This window comes from Cryobacterium zhongshanensis, from assembly GCF_022760445.1.
GTDB classification, from domain to species: domain Bacteria; phylum Actinomycetota; class Actinomycetes; order Actinomycetales; family Microbacteriaceae; genus Cryobacterium; species Cryobacterium algoricola.
The window spans coordinates 252,242-264,880 of the sequence record NZ_JALGAR010000002.1; the positions used below are offsets into that span (position 1 = coordinate 252,242).

Genomic DNA, 12,639 nt, shown 5'->3' on the forward strand with positions numbered 1-12,639 from the left:
GCCGGCCTGCAGAGTGACCTCGTTTCACATATTTCCGGTCGGAATTGCCGCTGTAGGAGACCGGTTTTTGGGGCTGCCTATTCGTTTGGGTATTCGTTTGGCTATTCGTTGAGAGCGAATAGGCAAACGAATAGGTAAGGGCCCTCTTTCCCTGTCCCACCGCGACCCCCTCGCTGCGCTCGCTTCCCAACCCCCCACACCCAACGGCATTGTGTGGGGGGGTTGGGAAGTAAAGGGGTAGCGGTGGGACAGGGAAAGAGAGAGATCAAAGAATGGAGAGGGATAGAAGAAAGAAAGAACAAAGAAGAGAAACAAAACAGGAGCAAGAGCAAGAGCATGGAAGACGAAACGCAGTAGGAGTGGAACCTCAGAAACGGGCCTGCATGGTTTGGAAAGATGCCGTGCATACGGATCGGTGCCTCGCCATGGTCAACGCGGCGAGGGTCGCAAGCACGTATGAGTTGGATGCAATTTTTCAAGTTCGCAGCGTCGAGCCGGTCAGAGTGGCGTGCGAGAGCCCCAATTCTTGAAACTAGCTCATTTTCCCTGATCGGGGGTTGATTTGTGCCCCAAACTGGGGTGAGCGAGGTTCGTTGTTCCATCCTAAGTTTCCAGCGAGTCATGCGGCGCCTGCCGATTCGGTTCGACTGAGTGAGCCCTGTGGTTCACCATTTGGGGGGAAGTGCAATGAAGCGGTCTTATTCCACGCTGACGGTGCTCGTTGCCGCCGTGCTATTCGCCAGCGGCCTCGCAGCTGTGCAGCCTGCAGGTTCGGCGTCGGCGAATGAGTCGCGGGCCAGTGTTCAAGCGAAACTGGCCGCGCATCTCGCCGCTACCAGTGGCTCGGCGATTGCAGCATTGACGACCATTGGAGGCGCATTCACAAGCGCGCTTTCCATTGGTGGCGTCGTCGGCAGTTGCTAGGCGCAGGTTGGGACGCAATCGTGGCAAATTACAAGCAGTGGTATTGGTGCCCGGTCACGTACTGGATACTTTCAGCGACAATGGCGTTAGCCTTCCTTGTTTCCGCCCTTTTCGTAAATGACGTCGTAGTTAAAGTGGTTTCCATGGTCAGTACAGCTTCTATTGGGCAGGTGCTGTTCGGTTACGGTATTGCAGTGCGGCGACTGAGAAAGTGACAGCCTCAGAGCGCTTCCAGCACGCGGTGAGCCGGTTGCAACCGGCGGCCCCACGGCGACGCTTGCTCAGAGGTATGTCGCAGCCCTGTGTGCGATTGGGGTTGCCAGAGCATGACGCAGCCAATCAGCTGACGAAAGTGGTGGTGTCGGCCATTGAGAAATCCGGGGCCACCACCACCGCGTCCTGGGCATACACGTACGACAAGGCCGGCAACCGCACCAAGCAGGTCCGAACTGGGGCCACCGGGGGCACCGCCGGAACTATCGATTACAGCTACAACGGTGACAACCAACTCACCAGTACCACCGCCGACGTCAGCACCTGGACCTACGACGCGGCCGGGAACCAGAAGAAAAGCGGCCTGACGGGAACCCCGGCAAACTACGAATATTTCGGTGCAACGACTGCCATCGGCGCCACCGACTTCAGCTACCTTGGCATCGGAAACAGCGACCATACCGTCGCCGGCAACCGCACCTTCACCACCACCGCCCTCGGCCTCGACTCCCAAACCAACGGGACGACCACGCTGAACTTCTCATACCGCGGAGCGAACACGCCACTGGGATACACCAATTCGAGCAGCCACTACTACATCACCGATCACCTCGGTAGCGTGGTCGGCATGTTCTCCGCAACTGGCACCTACGAAGGCGGGTACTCGTACTTGCCCTACGGTGAAGCGCGCGCAACCGGCACCGCCAGTGCCGCCACCGCCAACACCCAGCGCTACATCGGCGGTTGCCTGGAAGCCACCAACCTCTACAAACTCGGAGCCCGCTACTACGACGCCACAACCGGGAGATTCACCCAAACCGACCCGAGTGGACAAGAAGCCAACCCCTACGCGTACGCCGCATGCAACCCCATCAACGCCAAAGACCCCACGGGACTTGCAGTCTCCGGCAACTGCGTTTTGCAAGCGGTGATTGCGCTAGCTGCAGTTGTCGGGGTAGCCGCCAGTGCAGCAGGTGGCCCGCTAACCTTTGGGCTTGGCGTGGCGACCTTCGGTCTCTACTTAGTTGACATCGGGACAAACGGAACGTCCTGATAATGAAATTGAACTGGTTTTTGATTGTTCCAACGGTCGTGCTCGCTGCGTTCGGGTTCTATCTGCTGATATCTGCGGATTCGGTCGTAAGCAAGGTTATTGGTGGTGCGATGGTCATCACTGCTTGCGCGACCGTTATCGCTCATATTTTTGAAAAAAAGCGCGGACGAGTCAAAGACAACAGTGATGAGGAAACGTGACTTTGGCACCTTTGAAGGCGGGTGTTCGTACCCCCTACGGAGAAGCCCGTTCCACCGGCACCGTGGTCACCACCAACACCGAGCGCTACATCGGCGCATACCAGGAAACCACCAACCTCTACAAACTCGGAGCCCGCTACTACGACGCCACCACCGGCAGGTTCACCCAATCCGACCCCGCCGGACAAGAAGCCAACCCCAACATCTACGCCGGCTGCAACCCCATCAACTCGAAAGACGCAAGCGGGTTCGCGGTTAGCCCCTGCGGAGCGACTTCCGTGATCCTCGGGCTCGCAAGTTTCGCGCTAGGAGTAGCGGCCGTTGCCCTCGCCCCCTTTGCTGGCGGCCCGAGTCTCCCAGTTATGGCTGCGCTTTGGGAGCCCTTAGTGTCGCGGTGGGGGCAGGAAGTGCGACGCTTGGCATCTTCTACCTGTCGTCAAACGGTTCTTGTTGAACTACATCCAGTTGCGAAACGGGATTGACTGATCATGACTGATAAACACCACGAAGATGTGGCGCGTTTTTACCTGAGTTTCTTCGTAACTCTCGGCCTGCTTGGCTTAGTCGCAGTCGTGGCTGGGGTGGTATTTCTTGTCACCGGACATCAATGGGGCGTGGCAATTCTCGCCGCAGGAATCATTTCGGAAATTGCTTGTGCCGCCTTGTTCCTTTTCAAACGCCGCGGAATAAAGTAGTGGGCCCAAAGGTAGCTTCGACGAGGTCGATCGGCACCGCCAGCGCCGTCACCACCAACACCCAGCGCTACATCGGACTCGGCGCCCGCTACTACGACGCCACTACCGGCCGATTCACCCAAACCGACCCAGCCGGAAAAGAAGCCAACCCCTACTCCTATGCGGGCTGTAACCCTGTGAACGCGAACGACCCGACAGGACTGTCGGACGGAGCCGCTATCTCCAAGGCCGCTGCCATCGGCGGGATCGCTGGAGCAGCGGGCGGTTGCGTTGCCGGGGCGGTAGTAACTATTTGGACAGGACCAGGGGCGGCAGCGGCGTGTGGCATCTGTGCGGTCGCCGGCCTCGTAGGGGGAGCGGTAACTGGAGCGGCTGAGAGCTTGCTGACGCGGTTATTGGGTTAACATCTCAATTCGAGAAATGGATATAGCGACATGACAGCGTGGAAAAGTAAGCGAACTGCAATTGGAGCCGTCTCGTTCGCAGTACTTCTGTGCGCGATCCTTATCGTTGTGCAAATCGTGAATGGTGTCTGGTTTCTCGTTGCCATCCTCGTTGCCATGGAGGTGGGATTCGTTGCCTTCCTGATTTATGCGATCCGTCGGCCTTGGCCTTGGGTTTAGCTCCGTGCCGCCGATACGCAAACGCTTCCAGCACACCGTGAGCCGGTTGCAACCGGCGGCCCCACGGCGACGCTTGCTCAAAGGTATGTCGCAGCCCTGTGTGCGCTGGGGTTGCCCCAGCATGACGCAGCGAACCAGCTGACCAAGGTGCAAGAACCCGACGGGTCCTGCCCTGCGACCAGGATCCCGGCCGCGAGCACGGGCTGCGTTCTCTTCGAGTACAACGTGAACGCCGCCGAAACCAAACGCACCTACCCTGCCGGCGCAACCGTGACCACGACCCGAGATAACTCTGGCCGGCCGACCCGGATCACGGCGAAAACCGGCTCGAGAACCACGGCCGTGGACATCGGCTACACCTACACTGCCGCCGGCGCAGACCGGACTGCGATCCAAACCCGCACCGCTTACCAGGAACCTTGTCCTAAATTCGGACTACGTCGTATGATCCTGACACCGTAATCCTTGACACCGTAGAAGGAGGCTAGATGCGGTACCTCGTCTTGGCCGCCGCGGGCGTGCTAGGTTGCGGCGGCGGGCTCGTGCTTCTGCTCGCTGACAACAGTTGGGGCCTCTTGCTCGCGCTGGTGAGTGTGACGGCAATCGTCTTTGGGATCCAGGGGTACCTGCGCTCGAGAAGACGCCAGTGACTGCAAGCGTGCGCTGTCCGTACAGGAATTGAGGTCGTCATGAAGGCTGGAGCCGTCATCACCGCGGTGTCCGCGCTCGTCTTGGCACTCGTTGTGCTGGTGTTTCCCTCCCCGCTGGGTCTTATCCTTTCCGTCGCCGGCGTCGTGGTCGGCTTTCTAGTCCTGACCTTTCAGGGATATCGGCTGCGATCCAAGGAGGGATGGAAGCCGATCGCGTCGCAATCGGGGGTGCATCAGGACGCCCAATTCGCCGTGTTGATTCTCATTCCACTGATTGTTTTACTCGTCGGTGCGTCTGCGGCCATTCTTCAAATCCGCGCTTTGGTCGTCGAGCACGATTCGAATTCATGGGTGCTGCTCGCGCTGAGCTTGGGGCTGATCGCCGGCGCGCTCGTACTTTTTGCCTATCTCCGAAAAGTTCGTCGGAACGAGGCAAGGGGCACTCACGAAGACACGTGATCCAAGTCGTTCGAGCCGGGACGAGGTCCTCCGCGCCCCGAAGGCATGAAATGCAACAACTCCCTTTTGAAAGGAATCCAGTGGTGAGTGAAGACAGCACGTATGGAGAACCACGGCCAAGAAAATACCAATGGCGCTACGGGCCACTCCGTATCGTCATGCCATGGCTCTGTATCGCCGCGGGCATCCTGATGGCCATCAAGGGCGCTTTCGATGTGGGGACAAACGCCAGCGCCGGCCCACTTTTCCTGATCCTGGGCGCAAGCCTCATCGTGCTGGGGGTCGTCGCGTTCTTCGTCTACCGATGGATGGCCAAACGAGGCATCTGACTCCGCAGCGCGGAACGAGGCCTTTGCCCAGACTCCTGTCTCGGATGGCATCACTCACAGTGTCCTGCCGGGGTGTCGCGTGCCCACATTTTGCCCACATCTGTTGGAAACCACCCTGATTTTGAAGGTGTCAAGGTGACCCAAAAACGTTGAAATTACGCGGAATTTGGACCTCTGTCAGGCAGTCACTGGGGTCCGATTAGAGTTCAAATCCCACCGGTACCGCCACGAATCACCCCCTGCATCCCTTGGAAACACTGGGATGTGGGGGGTTTTCTTTTCGTCGCGAACCCCTTTTGGCAACAACCGTCAGAGGCGGGAGGTGGTTCCAGTGGACCAAGGAGATCACAACGGCGCTGACTCGGACGAGTATCTATGAGTCGTCGTCGGCAACTTCTCGGAGTCTCAATGATGGCCGAGCCAACCTGATTTGCCAGATGCCCGTGTCGGGATCGATTTCGCGGGCTCCATCGGCCTCAAAACCGAATTTCGTGTAGAACCGGTGGGCTCGTGCGTTGTCTTCGAATACCCATAGGACGGCGGATGACTCGCCGACGGCCGTTTCTAGCAACAATTGGCTCAAACCCGTTCCGCGACTAGCGGAGTCGACATAGAGGCTCGCCAGTTGCAATGGCTCGGAGTCGCCAGCGCTGCTCACAACACCCCGCAAGACTGGTCCGTCGTGTGCGACCCAGACTGCGCGCAGCGCGAGCGCAATACGCTGCTTCCAGCGAATGGCGCGGGCAGCAGGATCAACCCGTTGAAGATACTCAGCTGGAACCAAATCGACGTACGCCTCTCGCCAACAATCAGTCTGGAAAACCGCAATGGCTGAAACATCATCGAGGCCGGCCCGGCGGATCATTGGTCCCTGACCGAATTCAGTCGCTGATGGGAGGGCCAGTTCTGTCATCTACCCATTATCGAGGGCCTCGGAAGTAGCTGAACGAGAATCCAGTCGACGCCGAGTCTAGACTTCCGAATACATTCCGAATATCATAATCGCATGACGCTGATCAACGAACTTCGCACCACGACCAGGCGCTCATCAGACCTGAGCAAGCACTCGGCCGACGTGTTCGCCGAGGCTGAGGTCCACACCGTCCGGATAACTCGTCGCGATGGTGAGCCGCTGGTGCTGATGTCACAGCGCGAGGCTGACGCCCGCTCGGTACTTCTGCAATTCGCGGCAGACCTCATTACGGTCACACTCGGTGACGAGGGCACACTCGCATCGAGAATGGCCGACCGGTTCCAGTGGATGTTGGCGCTCTCCCCCGAGGACCAGGCAACGTGCGCGCACGATCTGGTCAACGCCGCTCGAGCCTCGTTCGCGACTGGTCAGTCCTACCTCGCCACCGCCGAGCTCACCTCCTGGCGCGAGACGGCGACCGCGATCGCTGCTGGACTCACAAGCCACCCGGTCGAGTGGCTCGAGGACGCTGAGCGGGTCGAGCGTCCCTGACCTTGGCGCCGGCCGAGATGGCCAGGCTCGCTGCTATGTGTCGCAGGTCGTGCAGCGTGAGGCTCGGGAAGGCCGCGTCGACTGACCGCGACTTGCGCACCGCGGACACGAACCAGCCGCGCCGAGTGTCCGGGCTTCGCATGTGGTCGCCTCCGTTGCCTCCCCACGGACGGACCTCTGAAGAGTTGCAGCTCGGTTCAGGGGGTTCGCCCGCCCGTGAACCGATCCGCAAACATGGGTACGCTCGATGAGGTGCGTTTGCAGAACTAGTCGACGTGCCGCTCGGCGGGCAGTGTCCCCGTCGCGCTCGGCTCGAACGTGAAGGAAACACCGTGTCTGATCACGCAAGAATCAAGGGCCACACCGTGACCCGCACCGTGCACATCGAGGCCTCGCGCGCGAAAGTCTGGAAGGCGCTGACCGACCCCGAGGTGATGGTCAAGTGGTTCGGAGACGGTGTGGAGTTCGGCGCGCTCGAGTCCGGTGCTACCGGCAGCATCGACTGGGATGACTACGGCAGCTTCCCGATCGAAATCACCGAGGTGGTGCCCGACGGCTCGTTCGGTTTCCGTTGGTCGGGCATCCCCGCCGAAGAGCTCGACGAGTACTCGACGCACGTGCGCTTCACCATCGCCGATGCTGGTACCGGGACGGATGTCACGGTGATCGAGTCGGGCTTCGAAACACTCCCCGGCGGCACCCTCTACCGCCGCGAACGTCTTGAGCAGAACCGAGAGGGCTGGGACGTCGAACTCGACGAGCTCGTAAACCTACTCGAGGGTGTCACCCAGTAGTTCAGGTTTGCGGGGGGCGGTGCCAGCGGTCACGCAGTGGAAACAGCAGTGTCGTGTGCGACCTGCCCAGGTGGGTGAACACGACGGCCCGGTTCGATCCAGGTGCGCCGAACGCGAGCACATTGCCGTCGGGCAACCAGGCTGACTATTCTCTGCCCATAAACGACGTGCGCGTGCACGCGGTCTGGCAGACTTCCGGTCCCGTGAAGACGCGCTGCGCATCAGAGGGGAGCCTGAGATGAGACCACTTCGATACTCGATCAACGTGACACTCGACGGCTGCTGCCATCACGAGGCGGGGCTCCCGCCAGACGAGGAGTCCATGCGCTACTGGACCGCGGAGATGGAGCGAGCCGATGCCCTGCTGTTCGGCCGGGTGGCCTACGAAATGATGGAGTCCGCGTGGCGGAAGCCTGCCACGGGCGCCTGGCCCGACTGGGTGAATGAGTGGCAGCTTCCGTTCGCCGAGGCGATTGACCGGGCGAAGAAGTACGTTGTGTCCGCCACGCTGGGCGGCGTCGAGTGGAATGCCGAGCTGGTACAGGGCGGATTGGCGCAGGCGGTCCAGCGGCTCAAAGAGGAGCCCGGCGAGGGCCTGTGGGTCGGTGGAGTGACACTCCCCGTGGCGTTGGCGGACCTGGGACTCATCGACGAGTACGAGTTCGTCGTGCACCCGGTCCTGGCCGGACACGGGCCGACGTTGCTCGCCGGTCTGCGCGAGCGCATCCAGCTCGAACTCGTTGACCGCCACGAGTTCCGGTCGGGAGCGGTCGCCGTGCGATACCGGCCTACGCGAGAAGCAGCTTAGCCACAGAGAAGGCGATTCTCCTGGGGCGTTCGTCTCGTCGAATGACGGATGCGAACCGCGCTCCGGACTCCGCGGCGCGCCCACAATACACAACTGGGAATGTATTTGGCAGACGCACGGTTACAGCCATCGTTACGCAGAACATACATAACCAGTCATGCAGTCAAACCGCTCGGCTCCCCGGGCAGAGGAAAGGAACCGACGATGCAGTTCGGCATCTTCGCGGTCAGCGATATCACCCAGGATCCCACCACCGGATACACACCCAGCGAGGCCGAGCGCATCGACGCATCGGTGAAGATCGCCGTCAAGGCGGAGGAAGTCGGCCTCGACGTCTTCGCGATGGGTGAGCACCACAACGCCCCGTTCTTCTCCTCATCGCCCGTGACCCTGCTCGCCCACATCGCGGCTCTCACCCACCGGATCATCCTGTCGACGTCGACGACCCTGATCACGACCAACGACCCGGTTCGTATCGCCGAGGAATACGCGATGGCGCAGCATCTGGCCAAGGGCCGCCTGGACATCACCCTCGGCCGCGGCAACACCGTCCCGGTCTACCCGTGGTTCGGTAAGGACATCCGTCAGGGGCTGCCGCTCGCCCTCGAGAACTACAACCTGCTGCACCGCCTGTGGTCGGAGGACGTCGTCGATTGGGAGGGAACGTTCCGCACCCCGCTCCAGGGATTCACCTCGACTCCGCGCCCTCTCGACGACGTGGCCCCGTTCGTCTGGCACGGCTCGATTCGCACCCCCGAGATCGCGGAGCAGGCGGCGTACTACGGCAACGGCTTCTTCGCGAACAACCTGTTCGCGCCCAACGGGCATTTCAAGCCCCTCGTCGACTTCTACCGCAAGCGCTTCGCCCACTATGGCCACGGCACGGAGGAACAGGCCATCGTCGGTCTCGGCGGTCAGGCCTTCATCGCCCACCGCTCCCAGGACGCCTTCGACGCCTACCGTCCCTACTTCAACAGCGCTCCCGTCTACGATCACAGCATCTCGCTCGAGCAGTGGGCCGAGGCTTCACCGCTCAGTGTCGGCAGCCCGCAGCAGATCATCGACAAGACGCTCGAGTTCCGTGACGTCTTCGGCGACTACCAGCGTCAGTTGTGGCTGATGGACCACGCCGGACTGCCGCTGGGAATGGTGCTCGACCAGCTCGAACTCCTCGGCTCCGAAGTCGTTCCCGTGCTTCGCAAGGAAATGGCCGCACGCCGGTCTCCCGGCGCCGCAGAGGCGCCCACCCACGAGAGCCTGGTCCGGGCGAAGTACGGCGATGCCGAACCCCGCCAGCCCCGCCCGAACGCCAACCGCGGCGACAACGTGACCGGCACGTCGCCGTACCAGGACAGCGACCCCGAGCGTCCCGCCAACTACCCTGTGCTGCTGTGAGCAGCGAGACCCGGTTGGCCAACGAAGCCTGGGAAGCGATGTTCCGGGCCCAGGTGGCGCTCCTCCGAACCTTCGGCGCAGACGACGTCTGGATCGAGGTCTCCCAGAACGAATACGACGTGCTCTATACCCTGTCCAAGTCGGCCAACGGGATGAGCATGGTCGAGATCAACCGCGGCATCCTGATGACCCAGGCCGGCATCTCCCGCCTCGTCGCCCGACTCGAGACGCGCGGACTTCTCGAACGCTGCGTGGACGATCACGATCGCCGGGCCGTCCGGATGGTCCTCACGCCCGATGGCGCACGCATTCAGAAGGTCGTCGGCCGCCGCCACGCGTCGGCCGTCGCATCCACCATGACCCGAGCGCTCAGTCACGAGCAGCTCGAGCAGCTGCGCGACATCTCGCGCACGATCACTTCCGCGATCCACCCCACGCACACCGACCAGGAAAGCCCGCGAATCCGCGCATGAGCACCACAACCCAGAACCTCACCGACACCCCTGATGAGCCTCGGCGCATCGTCATCGTCAACGCAGGCACGAGCGACCCATCCTCGTCACGGATGCTCGCCGATCGGATCGCGCAGAAGACCATCAATCAACTTCGCGCCCAGGGCATCCCGGCCTCGGTCCGCCTGATCGACCTCGGCCCACTCGCCGGGGAGATCGCGCACGCCATCGTGTCCGGGTTCCCCCAGGGCGCGCTCCTCGACGCCGTCCACCAGCTCGCCGCTGCCGACGGAGTGATCGTGGCCACACCCGTCTACAAGGCCGGGATGAGTGGCCTGCTCAAGTCGTTCGTCGACATCCTCGACAACGACCTCCTGATCGCCAAGCCCCTCGTGCTCTCCGCAACAGCGGGCACAGCGCGCCACGCCCTCGTCATCGACGACCAGCTGCGCTCCCTGTTCGCGTTCATGCGATCGCTCACGACGCCGACCTCGGTCTTCGCGGCACCGGAAGACTGGGCGGACCCCGCCCTGCTCGGCAGGATCGAACGGGCGGCGAACGAACTGTCCGCCATGATCGCAACCGGCATCAGTGCCGCCATCACCGGCAAGGTCTGGGACAAGTATCAGCACTCCTTCGGCAGCAATGCCCGCCCTGACGGCGCTGCTGCCGAGTTCGATTTCGACACCGACCTGATGCGCCTCGCGACCGGCGGCAGCTCGATCGCGGCGCGCAGCTGACGGTGAGCGCCGGTGCCGCGCGCCGAGAGCGCTCCGCGGCACCGGCGCACGGACCGGGCAAGGGCGAGGAATCACTCTCCGTGGTCAACGAGCCTCTCGGTGGCCCGTGTTGGGGTCGGATGCGGCCGGCCCCTGGGTTGCGTTACTCGGGCCCGCAGAGGGTTCTGCCTGCAGTTGCGCCGTCGCCGGGCGGACGCCTTGACGCAGCCACTCGTTGAAGAAGGTGGTGAGCGATTGGCCTGAGGTCTTCTCCATCACGGCTTCGAAGTCTGCCGTGGTGGCCGTGGAGCCCTTGTACCGGTTCAACCACAAGCGGGCGCCCGCGAAGAACGCCTTGTCGCCGACCTTCGCGCGCAACGAGTGCAGGGCGGCCGCCCCCCGCAGGTAGACCGGAGCCGCGAAGAGTTCGTCGCGACCGGGGTCTGCGATGTTGAGCGTCCAGCCGTCGTTCGCGTCCAGGTACGAGACCGCGTTGGCAAACTGCGCAGGAATCGTTGCGGTGCCTTGATGTTCAGCCCAGAGCCATTCGATGTAGGTGGCCCAGCCTTCGTTGAGCCAGATGTCCTTCCAGTCGGAGGGCGTCACCGAATCGCCGAACCATTGGTGCCCGAGTTCGTGGACCACTGTCGCTTCGTCTGCGACCTGGGAGTAAACGGGCCGGGTTTGAGTCTCCAGGGCGTAGTCGACGGAATCGTCGTCGACAATCGCGCCGAACGACTCGAACGGGTAGCGCCCGAACGTGCCCTCGAGGAAGGCAATCATCTGGGGCTGAAGCGCGAGTGACGCCTTCGTCTCCGCGAGAGCCGGGCCCGTCACGCCCGCGTCGATGGCATTGACGATCGGGAGTCCGTGCGTGCCCTTATCGTTGGCCAGGGTGAAGTCACCGACCGTCGCCGTCGCCAGGTAGCTGGACATCGGGTCCGTGGCCTCCCACGACCAGGTGGTCCACCCGGCTTTGGTCCGTGGCCGGCCGTCGGCCAGACCGTTCGCAACGGCCGTCTTTCCCTCCGGCACGGTGATGTGGAACGAATAGGTGGCCTTGTCTTGCGGATCGTCGTTCACGGGATACCAGGTCGAGGCTCCGTCGGGCTCGTTGACCACCATCGCGCCATCCGCAGTCGTGACCCACCCATAGAGGGCTCCCGTTGTGTCGAGCGGACGCCCGGTGTTTCCGCCGTATTCGATGATGATCGTTGTGGACTTTCCCTCCCTGAGCTTCGGCAGCAGACCGACGGTGAGCTCCCAGAACCGGTTGGCGTCGTCCTGCTTCTGCGACCATTCGGCGCTGCCGTTGCCCGGCGATTTCCCGTGAGCCGCCGCCTTGCCGTCCACGCGGACCGATGTGACGTCGAGACCGCGCAAATCGAAGTTGAGCGACTGCAGGTTCTGCTTCGCTCGCAGTGTGATGGTCGCGATGCCGCTGAGCTTTCCCACGAGTGCCGCGGGGTCCGTCGGCGGCGCATAGCGCAGGGCGAGATCGTAGTGCAGCACGTCGTAACCGCCGTTGCCGTCGTAAGGAAAGTACGGGTCGCCGCTCCCGGGAGCCCCGACCGTGTAGGCGGCACTGGCGGCACTGTTTGCACGTGCTGTGCTCGCGTGCGTGCCGAGGGCGGCAGCGCTTCCCGTCCCGAAGGCAGTGAGTGCCAGCACGGACAGCCCTGCGACGGCGGCGGTGTGGAACCTTGTGAATGACTGCACGGAACAACTCCTTTGGTGGGCGAACCAGTGGCGCATTCCCGTCAACCTACTTCGGTCGCGTACAAGCGGCTAGCTCGATTCACCAGAGCGCAGCGGAGCGGCCGCCCTCGCCTCCTCCTGTCCCGGAGCCGCGCCATTGA

At 62.3% G+C, this 12,639-nt stretch carries 16 protein-coding genes; 14 read left to right on the plus strand and 2 right to left on the minus strand.

Annotation, left to right across the window (positions count from 1 at the left end; genetic code table 11):
- Positions 1-687 precede the first annotated feature (687 nt).
- The 8 genes from MQH31_RS09695 (at position 688) to MQH31_RS09730 (ending at position 5,147) form a co-directional block, all read left to right on the plus strand.
- Positions 688-924 (plus strand): hypothetical protein, encoded by a 237-nt coding sequence (locus tag MQH31_RS09695; protein ID WP_243011859.1) that lies wholly within the window; start codon positions 688-690, stop codon positions 922-924.
- Positions 925-1,240: 316 nt separating this feature from the next.
- On the plus strand, positions 1,241-2,191 hold the full coding sequence (locus MQH31_RS09700) for an RHS repeat-associated core domain-containing protein (RefSeq protein ID WP_243011860.1): 951 nt from the start codon (positions 1,241-1,243) through the stop codon (positions 2,189-2,191).
- A gap of 2 nt (positions 2,192-2,193) precedes the next feature.
- Complete coding sequence (locus MQH31_RS09705) at positions 2,194-2,391, plus strand: hypothetical protein (RefSeq protein WP_243011861.1); 198 nt, start codon at positions 2,194-2,196, stop codon at positions 2,389-2,391.
- Positions 2,388-2,873 carry an RHS repeat-associated core domain-containing protein gene (locus MQH31_RS09710; protein ID WP_243011862.1) on the plus strand — a complete coding sequence of 162 codons (486 nt, stop codon included), beginning with the start codon at positions 2,388-2,390 and terminating at the stop codon, positions 2,871-2,873. The genes MQH31_RS09705 and MQH31_RS09710 overlap by 4 nt, the downstream gene beginning before the upstream one ends.
- A 6-nt stretch (positions 2,874-2,879) precedes the next feature.
- Positions 2,880-3,086 carry a hypothetical protein gene (locus tag MQH31_RS09715; RefSeq protein ID WP_243012179.1) on the plus strand — a complete coding sequence of 69 codons (207 nt, stop codon included), beginning with the start codon at positions 2,880-2,882 and terminating at the stop codon, positions 3,084-3,086.
- Positions 2,999-3,490, plus strand: coding sequence for an RHS repeat-associated core domain-containing protein (locus MQH31_RS09720; RefSeq protein ID WP_243011863.1), 492 nt, complete (start codon positions 2,999-3,001; stop codon positions 3,488-3,490). Before MQH31_RS09715 ends, MQH31_RS09720 begins: the two co-directional genes overlap by 88 nt.
- A gap of 908 nt (positions 3,491-4,398) precedes the next feature.
- Complete coding sequence (locus MQH31_RS09725) at positions 4,399-4,818, plus strand: hypothetical protein (RefSeq protein ID WP_243011864.1); 420 nt, start codon at positions 4,399-4,401, stop codon at positions 4,816-4,818.
- Between the two features lie 83 nt (positions 4,819-4,901).
- Positions 4,902-5,147, plus strand: a complete 246-nt coding sequence (locus tag MQH31_RS09730) for a hypothetical protein (RefSeq protein ID WP_243011865.1) — start codon at positions 4,902-4,904, stop codon at positions 5,145-5,147.
- Between the two features lie 373 nt (positions 5,148-5,520).
- Here the strand turns inward: MQH31_RS09730 and MQH31_RS09735 are convergent, their stop codons facing one another.
- Positions 5,521-6,060: a GNAT family N-acetyltransferase gene (locus MQH31_RS09735; protein ID WP_243011866.1), complete on the minus strand. Its 540-nt coding sequence runs from the start codon at positions 6,058-6,060 to the stop codon at positions 5,521-5,523.
- Between the two features lie 93 nt (positions 6,061-6,153).
- Here MQH31_RS09735 and MQH31_RS09740 point away from each other — a divergent pair, with 93 nt between their 5' ends.
- The 6 genes from MQH31_RS09740 to MQH31_RS09765 all read left to right on the plus strand — a co-directional run bounded on the left by MQH31_RS09740 (position 6,154) and on the right by MQH31_RS09765 (position 10,801).
- Complete coding sequence (locus MQH31_RS09740; protein ID WP_243011867.1) at positions 6,154-6,612, plus strand: prevent-host-death protein; 459 nt, start codon at positions 6,154-6,156, stop codon at positions 6,610-6,612.
- Between the two features lie 332 nt (positions 6,613-6,944).
- Positions 6,945-7,406: an SRPBCC domain-containing protein gene (locus MQH31_RS09745; protein ID WP_243011868.1), complete on the plus strand. Its 462-nt coding sequence runs from the start codon at positions 6,945-6,947 to the stop codon at positions 7,404-7,406.
- 238 nt (positions 7,407-7,644) lie between these two features.
- Complete coding sequence (locus MQH31_RS09750) at positions 7,645-8,214, plus strand: dihydrofolate reductase family protein (protein ID WP_243011869.1); 570 nt, start codon at positions 7,645-7,647, stop codon at positions 8,212-8,214.
- A 204-nt stretch (positions 8,215-8,418) separates the two neighbouring features.
- Positions 8,419-9,609, plus strand: a complete 1,191-nt coding sequence (locus tag MQH31_RS09755; RefSeq protein ID WP_243011870.1) for a CE1758 family FMN-dependent luciferase-like monooxygenase — start codon at positions 8,419-8,421, stop codon at positions 9,607-9,609.
- Entirely contained in the window at positions 9,606-10,082 is a 477-nt protein-coding gene (locus MQH31_RS09760; RefSeq protein ID WP_243011871.1) for a MarR family winged helix-turn-helix transcriptional regulator, read from the plus strand. The genes MQH31_RS09755 and MQH31_RS09760 overlap by 4 nt, the downstream gene beginning before the upstream one ends.
- Positions 10,079-10,801 (plus strand): CE1759 family FMN reductase, encoded by a 723-nt coding sequence (locus MQH31_RS09765; RefSeq protein WP_243011872.1) that lies wholly within the window; start codon positions 10,079-10,081, stop codon positions 10,799-10,801. Before MQH31_RS09760 ends, MQH31_RS09765 begins: the two co-directional genes overlap by 4 nt.
- Before the next feature lie 84 nt (positions 10,802-10,885).
- Here the strand turns inward: MQH31_RS09765 and MQH31_RS09770 are convergent, their stop codons facing one another.
- Positions 10,886-12,499: a M1 family metallopeptidase gene (locus MQH31_RS09770; protein WP_243011873.1), complete on the minus strand. Its 1,614-nt coding sequence runs from the start codon at positions 12,497-12,499 to the stop codon at positions 10,886-10,888.
- Positions 12,500-12,639: the final 140 nt, after the last annotated feature.